The 16,576-nt window shown below is 62.0% G+C and carries 15 protein-coding genes; 4 read left to right on the top strand and 11 right to left on the bottom strand.

What is annotated here, in order from left to right:
* Nucleotides 1-5: 5 nt before the first annotated feature.
* Nucleotides 6-1,298 (bottom strand): Hsp70 family protein, encoded by a 1,293-nt coding sequence (locus AC0JZ8_RS17575; RefSeq protein WP_184654805.1) that lies wholly within the window; start codon nt 1,296-1,298, stop codon nt 6-8.
* Nucleotides 1,299-1,462: 164 nt separating this feature from the next.
* Complete coding sequence (locus tag AC0JZ8_RS17570; protein ID WP_471893043.1) at nt 1,463-2,449, bottom strand: hypothetical protein; 987 nt, start codon at nt 2,447-2,449, stop codon at nt 1,463-1,465.
* A gap of 153 nt (nt 2,450-2,602) precedes the next feature.
* Here AC0JZ8_RS17570 and blaOXA point away from each other — a divergent pair, with 153 nt between their 5' ends.
* Nucleotides 2,603-3,406 (top strand): class D beta-lactamase, encoded by an 804-nt coding sequence (gene blaOXA / locus AC0JZ8_RS17565; protein ID WP_471893389.1) that lies wholly within the window; start codon nt 2,603-2,605, stop codon nt 3,404-3,406.
* Nucleotides 3,407-3,412: 6 nt separating this feature from the next.
* Here blaOXA and AC0JZ8_RS17560 read toward each other — a convergent pair whose 3' ends face one another.
* The gene (locus tag AC0JZ8_RS17560; RefSeq protein ID WP_471893042.1) at nt 3,413-4,126 is read right to left on the bottom strand and encodes a DNA helicase; all 714 of its coding nucleotides are present in this window, start codon (nt 4,124-4,126) and stop codon (nt 3,413-3,415) included.
* 182 nt (nt 4,127-4,308) lie between these two features.
* The gene (locus tag AC0JZ8_RS17555; RefSeq protein WP_062453424.1) at nt 4,309-5,097 is read right to left on the bottom strand and encodes an SDR family oxidoreductase; all 789 of its coding nucleotides are present in this window, start codon (nt 5,095-5,097) and stop codon (nt 4,309-4,311) included.
* A 306-nt stretch (nt 5,098-5,403) separates the two neighbouring features.
* Between AC0JZ8_RS17555 and AC0JZ8_RS17550 the strand changes: the two genes are divergently transcribed.
* The gene (locus AC0JZ8_RS17550) at nt 5,404-7,080 is read left to right on the top strand and encodes an electron transfer flavoprotein-ubiquinone oxidoreductase (protein ID WP_192076656.1); all 1,677 of its coding nucleotides are present in this window, start codon (nt 5,404-5,406) and stop codon (nt 7,078-7,080) included.
* A 123-nt stretch (nt 7,081-7,203) separates the two neighbouring features.
* Here the strand turns inward: AC0JZ8_RS17550 and AC0JZ8_RS17545 are convergent, their stop codons facing one another.
* Together AC0JZ8_RS17545 and AC0JZ8_RS17540 are read right to left on the bottom strand one after the other, a co-directional pair.
* Nucleotides 7,204-7,572, bottom strand: a complete 369-nt coding sequence (locus AC0JZ8_RS17545; protein WP_471893041.1) for a PIN domain-containing protein — start codon at nt 7,570-7,572, stop codon at nt 7,204-7,206.
* Nucleotides 7,569-7,766, bottom strand: coding sequence for a type II toxin-antitoxin system VapB family antitoxin (locus tag AC0JZ8_RS17540; protein WP_062453421.1), 198 nt, complete (start codon nt 7,764-7,766; stop codon nt 7,569-7,571). Before AC0JZ8_RS17540 ends, AC0JZ8_RS17545 begins: the two co-directional genes overlap by 4 nt.
* A gap of 194 nt (nt 7,767-7,960) precedes the next feature.
* On the opposite strand from AC0JZ8_RS17540, the gene AC0JZ8_RS17535 reads away from it, so the two are divergent.
* Nucleotides 7,961-8,578: a L,D-transpeptidase gene (locus AC0JZ8_RS17535; RefSeq protein ID WP_062579746.1), complete on the top strand. Its 618-nt coding sequence runs from the start codon at nt 7,961-7,963 to the stop codon at nt 8,576-8,578.
* Nucleotides 8,579-8,671: 93 nt separating this feature from the next.
* Here AC0JZ8_RS17535 and AC0JZ8_RS17530 read toward each other — a convergent pair whose 3' ends face one another.
* The 3 genes from AC0JZ8_RS17530 to AC0JZ8_RS17520 form a co-directional block, all read right to left on the bottom strand.
* A complete protein-coding gene (locus AC0JZ8_RS17530) occupies nt 8,672-9,088 on the bottom strand; it encodes a DoxX family protein (protein WP_062453419.1) in 417 nt (138 codons plus the stop codon).
* A 107-nt stretch (nt 9,089-9,195) separates the two neighbouring features.
* The gene (locus AC0JZ8_RS17525; RefSeq protein WP_471893040.1) at nt 9,196-10,212 is read right to left on the bottom strand and encodes a zinc-binding alcohol dehydrogenase family protein; all 1,017 of its coding nucleotides are present in this window, start codon (nt 10,210-10,212) and stop codon (nt 9,196-9,198) included.
* Nucleotides 10,213-10,327: 115 nt separating this feature from the next.
* Nucleotides 10,328-11,575 carry an MFS transporter gene (locus AC0JZ8_RS17520; RefSeq protein WP_471893039.1) on the bottom strand — a complete coding sequence of 416 codons (1,248 nt, stop codon included), beginning with the start codon at nt 11,573-11,575 and terminating at the stop codon, nt 10,328-10,330.
* 251 nt (nt 11,576-11,826) lie between these two features.
* Here AC0JZ8_RS17520 and AC0JZ8_RS17515 point away from each other — a divergent pair, with 251 nt between their 5' ends.
* A complete protein-coding gene (locus AC0JZ8_RS17515; protein WP_062579750.1) occupies nt 11,827-12,786 on the top strand; it encodes a diacylglycerol/lipid kinase family protein in 960 nt (319 codons plus the stop codon).
* Between the two features lie 29 nt (nt 12,787-12,815).
* Here AC0JZ8_RS17515 and AC0JZ8_RS17510 read toward each other — a convergent pair whose 3' ends face one another.
* Nucleotides 12,816-15,062 (bottom strand): mechanosensitive ion channel family protein, encoded by a 2,247-nt coding sequence (locus AC0JZ8_RS17510; protein WP_471893038.1) that lies wholly within the window; start codon nt 15,060-15,062, stop codon nt 12,816-12,818.
* Between the two features lie 151 nt (nt 15,063-15,213).
* Nucleotides 15,214-16,548 carry a glutamine synthetase family protein gene (locus tag AC0JZ8_RS17505; RefSeq protein WP_471893037.1) on the bottom strand — a complete coding sequence of 445 codons (1,335 nt, stop codon included), beginning with the start codon at nt 16,546-16,548 and terminating at the stop codon, nt 15,214-15,216.
* Nucleotides 16,549-16,576: the final 28 nt, after the last annotated feature.

Below are 16,576 nucleotides of genomic sequence, written 5' to 3'. Positions count from 1 at the left end.
AGTGCTTACGCCGCCCACTGCTCCACATCGCCGCTTTCGCCGATCAGGGCCAGACCGTGGGCGATCGACAACAGTTCGCCGCCGCTCTCGATCTTGCCGGCATCGAAGCGCCGGTTGAAGATCTGCCGCACCGCCGGCACGAAGGATGTCCCACCGGTCAAGAACACCTTGTCGACCTCATCAGGTGCCGTGTTTGTCTTGGTCAGCACGTCGTCCAGCGCACCTTCGATCCGGGCGAGGTCGTCGGCGATCCAGGTTTCGAAATCGGTCCGCTTCACCATCTTCTTGCCACCCCGGCCGAGCGGCGAGAAATTGAACTCCGCCTCGTCGGACGCAGAAAGCGCCATCTTGGTGGCCGAGATCGACTGATAGAGCGGATAGCCTTCGTCGTGATCGACGAGATCGATGAAGAGTTCCAGCTTGTCCGGATCGGTCGCCGAGCGCACCAGCGATTTCAGATCGGTGAACTCGCGGGTGGTCTTGAATATCGACAACTGGTTCCAGCGCGAGAAATTGGCGTAATAGCTCGACGGCACTTCGAGAAGCTTGTCGAAGCTTTTGAAATGCGTGCCCTTGCCGATCTCGGGCGCCACCAGATGCTCCACCATCTTTGCATCGAAGTGATCGCCGGCGATGCCGACGCCCGAATGGCCGATAGGCGTGGCGACGAGCTTGCCGGCGACACGCTCGAAGCGGATGAGCGAGTAGTCCGTCGTGCCGCCGCCAAAGTCGGCCACCAGAACGGTGGCATCGCTCTTCAGGCTCTGCGCGAAGTAATAGGCGGCTGCGACAGGCTCGTAGACATAGTGGATTTCCGGAAAGCCCAGCCGCGTCAGAGCTTCGTTGTAGCGATCGGTGGCAAGTTTCTCGTCCGGGCTGGCGCCGGCAAAATGCACCGGACGTCCTGCGACGAGACGCGAGACTTCGCCCGGCCAGTTGCCTTCTGCATAGGCCTGCAGCCGCTTCAGAAAGATTTCCATCAGGTCTTCGAACATGTGCCGGCGGGCAAACACCAGCGTACCCTGAAACAGGGGGCTTGCAGCAAAGGTCTTGATCGACTGCAGGAAGCGAACATCACCGGGATTGTCGATGAACTGGCGGATGGCGGCCTGACCGGCCTCGATCTTCAGCGCCTGCGCGCCAAGCTTCGCATCCTTCATGAAGGACAGCGCCGTGCGCATCGAATCCGTGGTGCCGGCGCTGCTGGAGAACTCCAGCGAATGCGTGGTGGCGCCACTGTCCGCCAATGCCAGAACCGTATTGGTCGTGCCGAAATCAAGCCCGAGCGCCCGTGCCATGGCCGTGCTCCTTAAAGATCTACGTCGAATATGATGAACCGGAAGCGCCGCTTCCGAGGGCAACCGAACGCGAAAACGCGCCCTGTTTTTCAAGAGGGCGCGTGATGGCACAAGGTGCAGGCGAAGGCAAGAGCGGAAAGGGACTGAACCCCCTCCGGTCGTCCTCAGGCCTCGCTGTAGATCTTTCCCATATCCAGCGTCTTGGACGTATCGCCGGAGCCGAACAGGGTGCCGATCGTCTGGGTTTCCTTGGAAACGATATTGTCCAGCATCTGGCTGACCATCAGGCTCTGAAGGACTTCCGAAGCCCGTTCGCGAGCCTGTTGTTCCTCGCTGGAACCGGTCGTTCCAAAACGGGTCTGGATCCTTGCGACCTGATCGAGGAAGTCTGCGACGCGATCGGCAGAGGCCGTCTTGGAGACGGAGGTCGACGCGGTGGTCGGAGCGTTGGACGACGAAGCCGTCGCTCCCGTGCTCGAGCCGCCCGCCGGTGCCGTGGATGCAGTGCCGGCCTGGACCGGACCCGACGAGGAGGGGCCAGAGGCGCTGCCGGAATTCACGCTGTTCGATGGCGCTCTGTTTGATGGAGCAACGGCACCCGCCTCGGGTTCAGCGGATGGCTCAGCTTCCATCGTGCTTTGTGCCGGCACGCTTCCGGTCGATGTGCTGCCCGATGGCGCACTGGACGTTGGCGCTGCGGTGTCGTCGTCTTCAACCATCGAAGCGTCGCGGTCTGTTTCGGCGCCGCTGGTCTCGGTGCTTTCAGGCTTTGCATCGCCGGTCGCAGCAGTTTCCGGCGCGGTGGAAACCGGCGTCTCGGATTTGTCTGTGTCGCCTACGCTCTCGCTGGCTTCATCATTATCGGCCGCTACTGGCTCGGCTTCTGCAGTCTCGTCACCCGACGCCGGAGGCGTGGCGGAGTAGATGCCGTCATCGCTATTGTCGACCTGCGTTTCGGGTTCTGCGCTCGCGACCGGTTTAACCTGCTCGGTGCTGGTCGGGGTGGTTGCGGATGAAGTGCCGGATGTTGTGCTTGCTGGCTGTGTGCTTGAGGTGGACGTCTGGCTCGTAGAGGATGGTTGGCTGGAACTGGACGTCTGGCTCGGCGAGGATGAACTCGATCCGCCTTTGAAAAGGCTGTCAATTAACACGGTATGCCCCTTGGGTTCTAATCAAGCTCGGCCTTTAACAGCGTCGCCTTGACGAGGGGTCAAAACCGGCATGACAAGTTAACTCAATGTTTACACATTCATGGAGGATCTTCCCGGCGTCGCACAAGGAGGACTGCTAGAGTGCTGAAGAAAATGAAGTTTCTGTCGTTGATCACGGTTGCGTGCTTGTTTTCCGGCGTGACCTCCCATGCTGCCGAGCCCATCGCCTGCACGGTCGTAATCGAGGAAAAGACAGGTGAACAAGTGCACCGGGAAGGCGCCTGCGATCAGGCTTTCTATCCGCAATCCACCTTCAAGCTGCCACTCGCGATGATGGGCTACGACGCCGGCATCCTCACCGACGAGACGACGCCGCTCTGGAAATACCAGGCGAAATTCAACCGCTCTGAGCGTGAGCAAAAGGATGTCGACCCGACTATCTGGGAACGCGATTCGATCGTCTGGTATTCGCAGGAGATCACGCGCAAGCTCGGCAAAGAGCGTTTCGCGGCCTATGTGAAAAACTTCGGTTATGGCAACCGCGATGTCTCCGGCGGACCCGCCGGCACCGATGGCTTGACGGAAGCATGGCTGATGTCGTCGCTGAAGATTTCGCCGGACCAGCAGGTGGCGTTCATCCGTCGCTTCCTCACCGGCAAGCTGCCGATCTCGGAAAAGGCTTCCGACATGACGCAGGCCATCCTGCCGCATTTTGCAGCTGCTGACGGCTGGGACGTGCAGGGCAAGACCGGCGCCGGCTGGATGCGCGGCAAGGACGGCAAGCCGGACTATTCCCACCCGATCGGCTGGTTCGTCGGCTGGGCCGAGCAGAACGACCGCCGCGTGATCTTTGCAAGGTTGCTGGTCGACGTGAAGCGCTATCCCGACACGCCGATCAGCTATGTTGTGCGCGACAGCCTGATCGCGGACCTGCCGAAGCTTGCCGCCGATCTCTGATGCCGCTTACCCGTTCGGCCGGAACGCCACGCTGCCGCCCTGAAGGAAGCAGGTCCGGCTGAACTTGGACAGGTCGAGCGGGTTGGGAAGCCTGACATCCGCGATGTCGGGGAGGGGCTTCGTCGCCTCGTCGTAAGCGCGGTCGATCTGCGTCACGAAGACGATGATCAGACCGCGCTTACGGGCGAAAGACTCGAGTGTGGAAACCTGGTCGGCCAGCGGCGGGTTTTCGCGGCGCTGGTCGAGCAGTTGCAGATAGTCCACCACGACCAATGTGCCGGCTGCAGCGGTTTCCAGCGCCTCGATCATGTAACCGGCATTGATCGCATCGGAGCAGTCGAACGAAAACTGGTCTCCGAAGCGCTGAGGCTCGACCTCAAGCGCGCGAAAGCGCCCGAGAATGTCGGCAGGCGTATAATCGAGGCTGAAGAAAAAGGCGCTGTTGCCGGCTTTCATGGCCTCGATGGCAAGGCTGAGCGCCATCAGCGTCTTGCCCTGTCGCGGCCGTGCACCGACCAGCAGCATGTCGCCCCGTTTCAGGCTCCGGTACAAGATTTCGGCGGACGATGTTTCGGCATGCTTGGCCGATAGCAGGCTCCAGCTCCGGTACCCTTGCTCGATGGCGAGCCGGTCGAGCGCGGCGTGAAGGGGAGTGGATGTCTGCCGGGCGAGAAGCTTCGCCTTGCGTTTCAGCTGATAGATCGGAACTGTCGTTTTCATGGTCAAACCTCCTATTGCGAGCGTGTTTCGCAATCCCTCCTTGTGCGGATGCTCGAACAGTCGGTTCGATGATCAGAGGTCCGGTATGAGGTTTACTTTCCCGTTCGGAGGGGGGAGGCGTGGACCGCGCCAGAATCAGAGCCTAGCGCGATCCGTGTCGTCTTCAAAGTGGTCTTGTCAGGTTAGAACGAGCGGGCCGCTCCGCCATCGACGCGCAGCATCGATCCGGTGATGTAGCTTGCGGCTTCCGAGCAGAGGAAGGCACCGGCAGCGCCGAATTCCTCGACCGTGCCGAGCCGGCCGGCGGGGATCGTCTTGACCGATGCGGCGCGGACTTCGTCCATCGTCTTGCCCTGCTTCTTCGCATTGGCCGTATCAAGCTCCTCGATCCGGTCGGTGAGGATGCGGCCAGGCAGCAGCATGTTGGCGGTAATGCCGGAACCGGCGACTTCTGTCGCAAGCGTCTTGTTCCAGCCGACCAGAGCGCCGCGCAGCGTATTCGACAGCGCGAGGTTGGCGATGGGCTCAACCACGCCGGAGGAGGCGACCGTCAGAACGCGACCCCAGCCTTGCGCCTTCATCTGCGGCAGCAACGTGTTGGTGAGCGTGATGACGCGCAGCACCATCGACTGGAAGAACGTGTCGAGCTTGTCGGCGCTCATGTCCTCAGTCGTGCCGGGCGTTGGGCCGCCGGTATTGTTGACGAGAATGTCGATGCCGCCGAGCTTTTCCTCAACGGCCGTCACCATCGAAGCGACGAAATTCTCTTCGCCGAGATCGCCGCGGACCCAGTCAGCCTTGCCTTTACCGAGCGCATTGATCGCCTTGCAGTTTTCGGCCAGCTGATCGCCCGACCGACCGACGAGAAGGACGTTTGCGCCTTCCGCCGCCAGAGCCTTGGCTATCCCCAGCCCAAGGCCGCGGGAGGAGGCGAGTACGAGCGCGCGTTTGCCGGCAATACCGAGATCCATGAAGCTTTCCTTCTCTGCACGAGGTTCATAACGGGCCTTCGGGCGCGACGACAGGTTGCGACGCGGGACCGGTCATTTGAATGCCGGGGCTTTATAGCTTTGGTCCACCCATGGCGAAAGCCAGAACTTGCCTTTGGCGCCAGAACCGTTATTTACGTGTACGTCAACGTAAGTTGAGAAAACGGAAGCGTGCTTTGCGCGAATGACAAGCCGGAAGACGTTTTCGCGCCTCGACAAGCGGGATCGCTTTTGACAAGACAGAAACAGACCTACTGCGCCGGCGAGGGGCCGGCATCGGAGTTTGCAATGGACGCCCAAGACCTTTCCGCCAACCCGCTTCCCGAACGTGAAAGCATGGAGTTCGACGTCGTGATCGTCGGCGCTGGCCCGGCCGGCCTGTCGGCCGCGATCCGGTTGAAGCAGGTCAATCCGGATCTGACGGTGGTCGTTCTGGAAAAAGGCGCCGAAGTCGGTGCGCATATTCTTTCAGGCGCCGTGGTCGATCCGTCGGGCATTGATGCGCTCCTGCCCGGCTGGCGGGAGGAAGAGGGCCATCCCTTCAAGACCGAAGTAACCGACGACCAGTTCCTGCTGCTCGGTCCCGCCGGCTCGATCCGCCTGCCGAACTTCGCCATGCCGCCGCTCATGAACAATCACGGCAATTACATCGTCTCGCTCGGCAACGTCTGTCGCTGGCTTGCCGAAAAGGCCGAAGCGCTGGGCGTCGAGATCTATCCCGGCTTTGCTGCCGCCGAAGTGCTCTACAATGACCAGGGTGCCGTAATCGGTGTCGCAACCGGCGACATGGGGATCGAGAAGAACGGCGAGCCGGGTCCTGCCTATACCCGCGGCATGGAACTGCTCGGCAAGTACACGCTGATCGGCGAAGGCGTGCGTGGCTCGCTAGCCAAGCAGCTGATCGCGAAATTCGATCTCGCCAAGGATCGCGAACCGCAGAAATACGGCATCGGCATCAAGGAACTTTGGCAGGTCAAGCCGGAGAACCACAGACAAGGCCTCGTCCAGCACTCGTTCGGCTGGCCGCTCGGCATGAAGACCGGCGGCGGCTCCTTCCTCTACCACCTGGAGGATAACACGGTCGCGGTCGGCTTCGTCGTCCACCTCAACTACAAGAACCCCTATCTCTACCCGTTCGAGGAATTCCAGCGGTTCAAGACGCATCCGGCCATCCGGGGCACGTTCGAAGGCGGCAAGCGCCTGTCCTACGGCGCGCGCGCGATCACCGAGGGTGGCTACCAGTCGGTGCCGAAACTGTCCTTCCCGGGTGGCGCGCTGATCGGCTGTTCCGCCGGCTTCGTCAACGTGCCCCGCATCAAGGGATCGCACAACGCGGTCATCTCCGGCATGCTCGCCGCCGACAAGCTGGCCGCCGCAATCGCTGCCGGCCGCGCCAATGACGAGCCGGTCGAGATCGAGAACGAATGGCGCCAGACGGCGATCGGCACCGATCTCAGGCGCGTGCGCAACGTCAAGCCGCTTTGGTCGAAGCTCGGAACCGGTCTCGGCGTCGCGCTCGGCGGTCTCGACATGTGGACCAACCAGCTGTTCGGCTTCTCGTTCTTCGGCACGCTGAAGCACGGCAAGACCGATGCGCAAAGCCTGGAGCCGGCGGCACAGCACAAAAAGATCGACTATCCCAAGCCCGATGGCGTGCTGACCTTCGACCGTTTGTCCTCGGTGTTTCTCTCCAACACCAACCACGAGGAAGACCAGCCGGTCCATCTCAAGGTCAAGGACATGGACCTGCAGAAGCGCTCCGAGCTCAAAGTCTATGCGGGCCCCTCGACCCGCTACTGTCCCGCCGGGGTCTATGAATGGGTGGAGAAGGACGGCGAAGAAGTCTTCGTCATCAACGCCCAGAACTGCGTCCACTGCAAGACCTGCGACATCAAGGACCCCAACCAGAACATCGTGTGGGTCCCGCCACAGGGCGGCGAGGGGCCGGTGTATCAGAATATGTGATCCTTGAGGTGCCGAGGGAGACCAGAGCAACCGCTGTGCGTTCAATTGGACGCACAGCGATCTAGAGAGGCGCCTCCGCACAGTCCCGGATGCAAATCGCTGCGCAGGTTTGCTGGGAGCGCTTCAGACTGAGGTCCAGCCACGGCCGAACCGGTGGGCGACAGCGTTCAGCCGCTTGTCCCGTGTCCAAAGCAACAGATCGGGCGTCAACAACAGAGACGCCACGAGATGCGCGTCACAATAGCCGATGCCTGAGCCAGACAGTTTCTGTGTCCGTATCATTGCCAGAACCTCCGCATCTGACGCTGTTTCGGATTTCGGCAGCCGATGCAGATAGCCGATGATCACATCGTATTGGCGCATGTTCCCCAGCGCCAGTTCCCCGATCACATGCGGATGAGTGCAGACCTGTCCATTTTCCAGCAGAGCAATCAGCCTCGGGTCTCGTTTGCCGAGATGGTCGGCCCAGATGACTGTATCGACCAGAATCACTGCTCGTCCGGCCGCCAGCGGGGCGCTGATCTGAAGTCTGGTTCCGTTCCGCCAAGAAGAGCAAGGCGCCGTGCAGCTTCGTTTTGAACGAGAAGCGTAAGCGCCTTCTTGACGATCGCCGATGTCTCCTGAAGACCGGTCAGTTCCTTTGCATCGATAAGCAGTTCATCATCGATGGTGATCGTCGTTCGCATGGTCAGTCTCCCTTCGCATGAAAAATAACATCAGATGATGCGCTTAACAACGTCGTGCGCGCCTGTGGGCGTGCACGGTGTTGTCGTGTGCAAATACGCCATGGATCCGGCTCGATCCGCACCCGCCTTATCAGTTCATTAACCATAATATCCGTAATCCTTGGTCATCTTCTCGACTCGCCAAGGACACATTCATGTCGATTTCCCGTCGCGGCCTGCTGGTCGGTTTGCCGCTTCTGCTGGCCGGTTGCGCATCCACGTATCCAGAACAGCGCAATTATGCAGCGCTCCCAGGCGAGGCTTTCCCCTTGTCACCGGTGCCAATCGATCGGATCAGGCCCGAACTGCGCCGGACCGAAGTCGACTATGTCAGCTCCTACGAGGCAGGTACCGTCGTCGTTGATACGCCTGCGCGCCGGGCCTATTACATTCTCGGCAATGGCCGGGCGATCCGTTACGGCGTCGGTGTCGGCCGCGCCGGTCTTGCACTCTCCGGAAACGCCTATGTGGGCCGCAAGGCCGAATGGCCGACCTGGACGCCGACGGCCAACATGCAGCGCCGCGAACCGCGCTACCGGGCGCTCGCAGGCGGCATGCCGGGCGGCCCTAACAACCCGCTCGGCGCCCGTGCGATGTATCTTTACCGCGGCGGCAACGATACGCATTTCCGCATCCACGGCACCAACCAGCCGGATTCGATCGGTCACGCGATGTCGAGCGGTTGCATCCGCATGATGAACCACGACGTCATCGATCTTTTCCAGCGCGTCCAGGTCGGCGCAAAGGTCGTCGTCATCCAGGCGAGTGCCTGATCCAAGCCGCAGCCATCCGTAAGAAGCCTGCCGTCACTGTCGTGGCGGCGGGCCTTTTCGCATGTGGATGTTATGGGTGGACGTGAACACCCGTCAGCGTGATTTCCAGGCGACGACCATCAGGCCGCCGATCACGGTGATATGCTCCATCACCACGTAGAACTCGAGCGTCTTGAACGGCTCTTCCATCGTCCAGAAATGGTGGACGATCGGAATCGTCAGCGCCGTGAACACGCCGAGCGCGCCGGCACCGAGCCAGGTCCAGCGGTTGAGGATGATAAGCGCCGAACCCACCAGCTGGGTGATGATGACGGCCACGTTGAAGGCGAATGCCGGTTCCAGCCCGAACTGCGTCATCTCCGCGACGCCGGCCGGAAAATCGATGAGCTTGGAAAGCCCGCTTCCCCAGAACATGAACGTCAGGACGGCTCGGGCCAGATACCCGAACCATGTGGACCCGGTCACGATATCCAGCGGATTTCCGAATGTATTGGACTGCGATGTCGCCATAAGAACCCCCTTTGCGCGTACCCGCCTGGACCATAGCTCCAAACGGCAAACGTGATAAGGTGTAAGTTTTTATCGATACACCTTATGGGGTGTGTGTTGCTGCGTGGTCAGAAGCCGGACAGAACCAGCTTGCCTCGCGTCGTGCCGCTTTCGATCCTGGCGTGGGCCTTCTTGAGGTTTGCAGCATTGATCGGGCCGATCACGTCGGACAGCGTCGTGCGGATCTTGCCGGCATCAACCAGTTCGGACACATGATTGAGCAGCTTGTACTGTTCGATCATGTCGGCGGTCTGGAACACCGGCCGAACGAACATCGTCTCCCAATGAATCGACAAAGCCTTGCGCTTGAACTGGCGGATATCGATCGGCTCCTTCGGGTCGTCGATCAGCCCTAGTCGTCCCTGCGGCGCGATCATCTCGAGGATGTCGTTGATGTGATCGGAGGTTTCCGTCGTCGAGAACACGAAGGCGGGGTTGCCGATCGCCATCCCGGCGATCTGTTTTGCCAGCGGCTTGGAATGGTCGAGAACATGGTGAGCGCCGAGCGTGCGGATCCAGTCCTGTGTTTCCGGCCGCGAGCCGGTGCCGATCACCGTCGCGTCGGTCAGTTCTCGCAGCAACTGGATGGCGATGGAGCCGACGCCACCGGCGCCGCCAATGACCAGAACCGCATTCCAGGCGCTCGCCACCTTGTCCTGCACCTTCATCCGGTGAAACAGCGTCTCGTAGGCGGTGATTGCCGTCAGGGGCAGCGCGGCCGCCTCCTCGAAGGACAGGCTTGCCGGCTTCTTGCCGACGATCCGCTCGTCGACCAGATGCAGTTCCGCATTGGTGCCGGGACGGTTGACCGCGCCCGCGTAAAACACCTCGTCACCCGGCTTGAAGAGTTTCACATCCGGCCCGACCGCCCGGACCACGCCGGCTGCATCGAAGCCGAGGATCCGGTACTGGCCAGCTTCGACAGGCTGCAACCGGCGCTGCTTGGTATCGACAGGATTGACCGAGACGGCCTTGATCTCGACCAGCAGGTCGCGCCCCTTGGGCTCGGGCTCCGGCAGCTCGATGTCGAGAAGGGCGTTTTCGGATGTGATCGGCAGGTTTTCGCTAAAACCAACAGCGCGCATGGAATCTCCTCGTCAAGCTCAGGGCATCGAGGACGATACATCGCGCGTAACGACGGCAACGGCAAGGCGGCGCAGGCGAGCGCCGGTACGCTTTACCGAGCCGGCACTTTCTGGCTCAGGCTGAGGGCTTTGCCTCACGTTCCAGAGCGACCGACACGCCGAAGACGCAGAGCCCGATCAGCGAAAGTACCGCACCGACATAACCGGTTGCCTGAAAACCCCAGCCCCAGGCGATGACGAGCCCGCCGAGCCAGGCACCGAGTGCGTTGGCGATGTTGAAGGCCGAATGGTTGGAAGCGGCCGCCAGCGTCTGGGCGTCGGCGGCCACATCCATCAGCCGCGTCTGCAGCGCCGGGCCGCAGGCGAAGCCGCAGCCGACCAGGAAGACGGTGATATAGAGCATGACAGGGATGTGCGCGAAGGTCGCAAAGGCCAGCATCACGGCCACGTAGAACACCATCGTTCCGCCGATCGTATCCTTCAGCGAAATGTCGGCAAGCCTCGAGCCGACAATATTGCCGACATTCATGCCGATGCCGAACAGGGCGATGACGATCGACACCATGGTGACCGGAAGCCCGGCCGTTTGCGTCGTGGTGGAGGCGATGTAGCTGAACACCGAAAACATGCCGCCGAAACCGACCGAGGCAATGCCGAGCGTCAGCCAGACCTGGGTCTTGCCGAATGCGCTGAGTTCGCGGCGAATGCTGGCGCCTTCCTGCACCTTGTCCCTCGGCTGGAAAAACCAGACGAGTGCCACGGTCAGGAGACCGATGAAGCCGACAAGGTAGAAGGCGGAGCGCCAGGACAGCATCTGGCCCATGAAGGTGGCAAGCGGCGTGCCGAGCAGCGTCGCGATCGTCAGACCCAGCATGACGCGGCCGACGGCGCGGGCGCGCTTGTTGGGCGGCACCATGGAGGCGGCCACCAGCGAGGCTACCCCGAAATAGGCCCCGTGCGGCAGGCCGGTGACGAAGCGCAGCGCGGTAAAGCTCCAGAAACTTGGCGCCATCGCCGACAGGATGTTGCCGACCGCAAAGACACCCATCAGAGCCAGAAGCAGCGTGCGGCGCGGCAGCCGGGCCGATAGAATTGCGATGATCGGCGCGCCGATCACCACACCCAGCGCATAGGCGCTGATCACATAGCCCGCCGTTGGGATGCTGACCTGATACGTCTCCGCCACATTCGGCAGCAGGCCCATGATGACGAACTCGCCGGTACCGATCCCGAAGCCGCCGACGGCAAGCGCGAATTCGATCAGAAGGACGGCGAGGGGGGAAAGGCTGGTTTTCGGGATGCTGTCGTCAGGTCTGGTGTTGGCCTTGGCATCGGGCACGTGTCGGACTGCGGTGTCTGTCATGGTATCGCATCTGTTGAAAAAGCGGACGGGTACGGCTCGAAGCGAGCGCGTCCGGGAGCAAATGATGGGGCTTTGAGGCAGTTGAATTGACAGCAGATTAGCACGTGATTGTGCAGCGCGGTAGGCTTTTGACAAAAACCAACTGTACCACAATCGTGCAATCGCCATGCGGTGCCGTTGATATCTGCCGCGGCCTCACCATTTTCCACCCTGTCGTTATCCGCCGCCCTCGAGCACCTGGTCCCTTGTCGATGAAACTACATGCCGTTTTCAACCGCGATGGCGGGACTTTCCGAACCACGGATATGGACGCTTACTGCGACCACGCCCTGAAGACCTTCCGGGCTGCCGGCCACGAGATCGAGTGCAAGGTTGTTGCCGGCGACAAGGTCGTCGAGACGATGGAAAAGGCAGCCTCGATGCCCGGCGTCGAAGGACTGATCGCCGGCGGTGGCGACGGCACGATTTCCGCGGCGGCGGGCATTGCCTGGAAAAGCGGTATCGTTCTCGGCGTGGTGCCGGCCGGCACGATGAACCTGTTTGCCCGTTCGCTGAAACTGCCGCTCGACATCTGGGAAGTCCTCGACACGTTGGCAGAGGGCACGCCCGAAGCGATCGATATCGCCAGCGCCAACGGAAAAAGCTTCGTGCACCAGTTTTCCGCAGGCCTGCATGCCCGGATGGTGCGCTACCGCAACTCGATGAATTTTGCCTCGAGGCTCGGCAAGATGCGGGCAAGCGCAAGGGCTGCAATCGGCGTCATGTTCAACCCGCCGGAATTCGAGATGGAATATGTCGTCGATGGCAAGCGCACTTCGCGCAAGGTGTCGGCCATCTCGGTCTCAAACAACGAGTTTGGCACCGATCCTCTGATGTTTGCCGATGACCTGACCAGCGGCCATCTTGGGTTCTACCTCGCCGAACCGATGAAGCCGTCCGGGGTCGCAAAACTCACCTTCGACATCCTGCGCGGCAAGCTCAAGGAAAACGCCGCGGTCACGGCGATGACGGCAACAGAACTCGAACTGCACTTTCCTCGCCACCGCCGCGACGTCAGCTGTGTCATCGATGGCGAACTCCTGCCGATGAAGCGGGACGTGACGCTGAAGATCCATGCCGGCGAACTGAAGGTTCTGGTTCCCGGACAGAATACGGCTGCAGGACGCGAAAATGCCGCTGCGAATATGTCGCCGGAACCGTCTACGGTCTGATCGGCGCTGAACGCGGCAATGTCGAACGCTCAGACAGCGATCGACGTCAGCGGTGGCGGCGTGCCGGCGGCGGCGGCTTCGATATCGACGGAATTGGCTCCGTTCGAGCGCACCGTCACCGCATTGGATGCGAGCTGCACGCCGGCGGCCTTGCAGGCGGCCAGCAGCCGCGTCATCGCTTCGCGCTTCAGGATGCCCGGATTGCCGGGCAGGCAGGTAAACTTGAAGCGGACGATCATCGCCGTTTCGGTGATGTCCTGGATACCCTGCATCTTCAGCGGAATGAGGAACTGCGGCCCAAATTCCGGATCCTCCAGCATGCCCAGCCCCACCTTCTTGGCGGCACGGCGGATGATCTCGGCATCGCTGTCGCGCTCGAAGCGGAGCTGGAACTTGATCGTTCCCCAGTCGCGGCTGAAATTGGTGACGGAACTGATCTGCCCGAAGGGAATGGTGTGGATGGGTCCGTTGTGATGGCGCAGCCGCACGGAGCGCACGGTGATCTGCTCCACGGTCCCCTGCAGCTTGCCCGTATCGATGTACTCGCCAATCCGGAAGGCATCGTCGACAATAAAGAAGATGCCGGAAACGACGTCCTTTACCAACGCCTGAGACCCGAACGAAAGCGCAAGACCGAGCACTCCGAACCCGGCCAGCAGCGGCGCCACGTTGATGCCGAGCGAACTGAGGACGATCAGCGAGCCGACCGCGAGAACCGCACCGAGAACGAGGTTGCGAATCACCGGCAGCGCCGTCGTCAGGCGGCTTGTCTGCTTCTTGTCCGCTTGCTCGTCTTCCTGGCCGGGCAGCATCACGGTCTGCGGTGGTGCGATTGTCTCGGCGTATTTCCACACCAGCGTGTAGACGGCCCAGCTTGCGACCACGGCAAAGCTCAGCCGCTCCAGCCAGAGGATCCAGCCGGTTGCGATGTCGCCGCCGCTGGTCATCAGCGGCCACCAGAGCGCGGTGATCAGGTGCAGGCCGCCGATCCACACAGCGCCCGAGCAAACCACACGAAGGCTGGCGAGCACGGAAGACCACAGGCCCGCCCCGTGGGTGGTTTCCCAGTGCCGCGCGAACTCGTCCACCACGTGGTGGGCACCGAGTGCGAACACCGGCAGGAGCAGCAGGATGACCTGAGTCGAGCCGGCTGCGAAGCTCCAGCGCGCACTGTCCGGCGAGCCGATGATGACCGACCCGAAGAACCAGATGAAGATGGCCGAAACGACATAGAAATCCGGAAGCAGGTTGCCGATGACGCGCCGGACGGGGCCCGGGCTTGAGCCCTTGAACGCAGCGCGGATGCCGGCGCGGCCGCCCCAGAACCAGGTTAGCTTGAGCAGCGTCAGCAGGGTGCCGCCGATCAGGAACCACCCGTCGAGCGAGGCCCGGTCCAGGCCTAGCCAGTTCCACAGCCGCATGGTCTCACCAAACAGGGCGGTGATCACCCCATAGGCGGTGAGCATATGGAAATGCCATTGCGGATTGCTGATCGCGAACAGTGTTTCGCCGCTCTCATCGGGCCGAAACAGGAACCGTCCCACCGCCATGTAGACAAGCAGGATCAGGGTGAAGGCAATGGCGGCCTGGCAGACCTGGAAGGCAGCCGTGGTATCCGCGAGCATCGTCAGCAGGACCCACCGGGCGACACCGAGAAAAATCGCGATCGACAGCAGATCGCCGACCAGGCGCTTGAAGAAGCGGCGGAACTTGCCGGCGATGTGACGGGCCCGCAAATGGCTGTGTCGCAGCAACTGCGCAAACAGGAGCCGAACGCTAAGCGCCGCGGCGCCGCCCGCCAAAAGCGAAAGCAGCGCCACCATCGCGATCCGGCCGTTCGCAATGCCCTCGGCATCCAGATGCGTGGTCGTCATGCCCACCATGGTGGACAGGGCCTGCAGCCCCGCAATCGCCGTCGTGAAACCTTGGGACGAGGCATCCGAAAACCGCTCCCAGCTGGCCATGCCCATGTTGGCCGCTTCCATTTCCGGCGTCATCTGCATCGTATCGGCGCTGGTTGCGGTGGCAGTGCCAGAGGTCGTGTCCGATGCGGAGGTCGCGGGGTATGCAGCGGCGCCGGTGGTTGTGGTCGCGGTCTCCACCTGAACCGTCAGCGGTCGGCCCGTGCGGGCCGCAAGATCCAGCACCTGCTGCACGTCGGCGGCGGTCTGACCGGGCTTGAGGACGACGGTCAGCGGCGCGTCCTGCGACCACATCGGAGATGCGGTCAGGAGAAGGCCGAGAAAGGCTGCTGCGGCAGCTCGGCAGAACGGCATCAGCGTCTCCATCGGCCAAGCGGCCCTTGCCCGTCCGCGCCGCGCGTGGCGGCATGACGTCCTTTTGCAACCCCTGCAGGCTCGCAGGCAGGTTCCCATCATATGGCGAAGATCGTCGTTCCGCCAGCCGCCCGCCGATGGATGCTGGATCCTAGATTCGAGGCAGATAGGTCTGGTAGTCGAAGTCGCTGACGGTCCGCAGGAAGGTGATCGCCTCCTTGCGCTTCGTGTCGCCGTAGAGCGTCTGGTATCGCTTTCCGAACACGTCCCGGATGAAAGGCGAGGCAGCAAAATCCTCGACCGCGGTGAGGAAATCATGGGTGAGGCGTTTCGCGTCAGCTGGGGGTTTTTGGCCGGGCTCCGTTGCCGGACCGGGATCGAGATCCGCTTCGAGCCCTAGGAGCATCCCGCCGAGAATGGCGGTCAGCAGCAGGTATGGATTGGCATCGGCACCGGCAACGCGGTGCTCGATGCGCGCGGCGGGACCGTTCGCGTCCGGAATGCGGACGGCCGTTCCGCGATGGCCAAAGCCCCAGTCGATATCGACGGGCGCAAACGAATCGGGCTGAAAACGCCTGTAGGAGTTCGCAAAGGGCGCAAACACGAGCTGCGCATCACGCATTGTGTTGAGCAGGCCGGCGGTGACGGATCGCAGTTTCGCAGGGTCGCCGCCCTTGGCGTCGAGAATGTTGTTGCCGTCGGCATCGATGATGCTGGCATGCACATGCAGGCCGGACCCGGCATGATCCGAATAGGGTTTCGCCATGCAGGTGGATTTCAACCCGTGCTTTCTGGCCGCCTGTTCGACAATGCGTTTGAGGCAGATGCAGTCGTCGGCCGCCGCCAGCGCATCCGCGCGGTGCAGAAGGTTGATCTCGAACTGACCGGGACCGAATTCGGCCGTCGTCGCATCCGCTGGCAGGTCCTGAGCATGCGCCCATGTGCGCACTGTCTGCAGGTAACCGTCGAGAGCATCGACTGCGCCCATGTCGTAGAGCTGGAACCCGTTCGGCTCGCCGCGATAGGCAAGTTTTGCCGGCGGCCGCGGACGTCCGGTCTCGCGCCAGTCATCTTCGACCACATAGAATTCGAGCTCCATCGCCACGACCGGCGTCAGCCCAAGCTTCGAAAAGCGCTGCAGCAGGCCGGCCAGAATCGCGCGCGGATCCATGAAGCTCGGCTGCCCGTCCATCTCGTGCATGGTCGCAAGCACCTGCTTCGAGCCCGACGGGCCCCAGGGCATCGGCGCAAGCGTGCGGCGGTCGGGAATGCACAGCCCGTCGGGATCGCCGATCGAGATCGAAAGCCCGGTCAGCTCGTCATTGTCGCAGCCCCAGATATCGAGCGACTGGGTGGAGGAGGGCAGCCGTACCGTTCCGTCCCAGATCTTCTTTTCGGCCGTCATCGGAATGCGTTTGCCGCGCAGGTCGCCGTTCATGCCGACCAGCATGATTTCGATATGGGGCTCGGCTGCGGTCTCGGTCATGAAGCATCATCTCGATGGTTGCGCTGCC

Source organism: Velazquezella soli (assembly GCF_977018685.1).
The sequence above is the reverse complement of the archived record's forward strand: the minus strand, read 5'-3'. Positions and strand labels throughout refer to the sequence as shown.

Coding starts and splice junctions, on each gene's coding strand:
- AC0JZ8_RS17575 (WP_184654805.1), bottom strand. CDS start 1,298: ATGGCACGGGCGCTCGGGCTTGATTTCGGCACGACCAATACGGTTCTG.
- blaOXA (WP_471893389.1), top strand. CDS start 2,603: ATGAAGTTTCTGTCGTTGATCACGGTTGCGTGCTTGTTTTCCGGCGTG.
- AC0JZ8_RS17560 (WP_471893042.1), bottom strand. CDS start 4,126: ATGAAAACGACAGTTCCGATCTATCAGCTGAAACGCAAGGCGAAGCTT.
- AC0JZ8_RS17555 (WP_062453424.1), bottom strand. CDS start 5,097: ATGGATCTCGGTATTGCCGGCAAACGCGCGCTCGTACTCGCCTCCTCC.
- AC0JZ8_RS17550 (WP_192076656.1), top strand. CDS start 5,404: ATGGACGCCCAAGACCTTTCCGCCAACCCGCTTCCCGAACGTGAAAGC.
- AC0JZ8_RS17540 (WP_062453421.1), bottom strand. CDS start 7,766: ATGCGAACGACGATCACCATCGATGATGAACTGCTTATCGATGCAAAG.
- AC0JZ8_RS17535 (WP_062579746.1), top strand. CDS start 7,961: ATGTCGATTTCCCGTCGCGGCCTGCTGGTCGGTTTGCCGCTTCTGCTG.
- AC0JZ8_RS17530 (WP_062453419.1), bottom strand. CDS start 9,088: ATGGCGACATCGCAGTCCAATACATTCGGAAATCCGCTGGATATCGTG.
- AC0JZ8_RS17525 (WP_471893040.1), bottom strand. CDS start 10,212: ATGCGCGCTGTTGGTTTTAGCGAAAACCTGCCGATCACATCCGAAAAC.
- AC0JZ8_RS17520 (WP_471893039.1), bottom strand. CDS start 11,575: ATGACAGACACCGCAGTCCGACACGTGCCCGATGCCAAGGCCAACACC.
- AC0JZ8_RS17515 (WP_062579750.1), top strand. CDS start 11,827: ATGAAACTACATGCCGTTTTCAACCGCGATGGCGGGACTTTCCGAACC.
- AC0JZ8_RS17510 (WP_471893038.1), bottom strand. CDS start 15,062: ATGCCGTTCTGCCGAGCTGCCGCAGCAGCCTTTCTCGGCCTTCTCCTG.
- AC0JZ8_RS17505 (WP_471893037.1), bottom strand. CDS start 16,548: ATGACCGAGACCGCAGCCGAGCCCCATATCGAAATCATGCTGGTCGGC.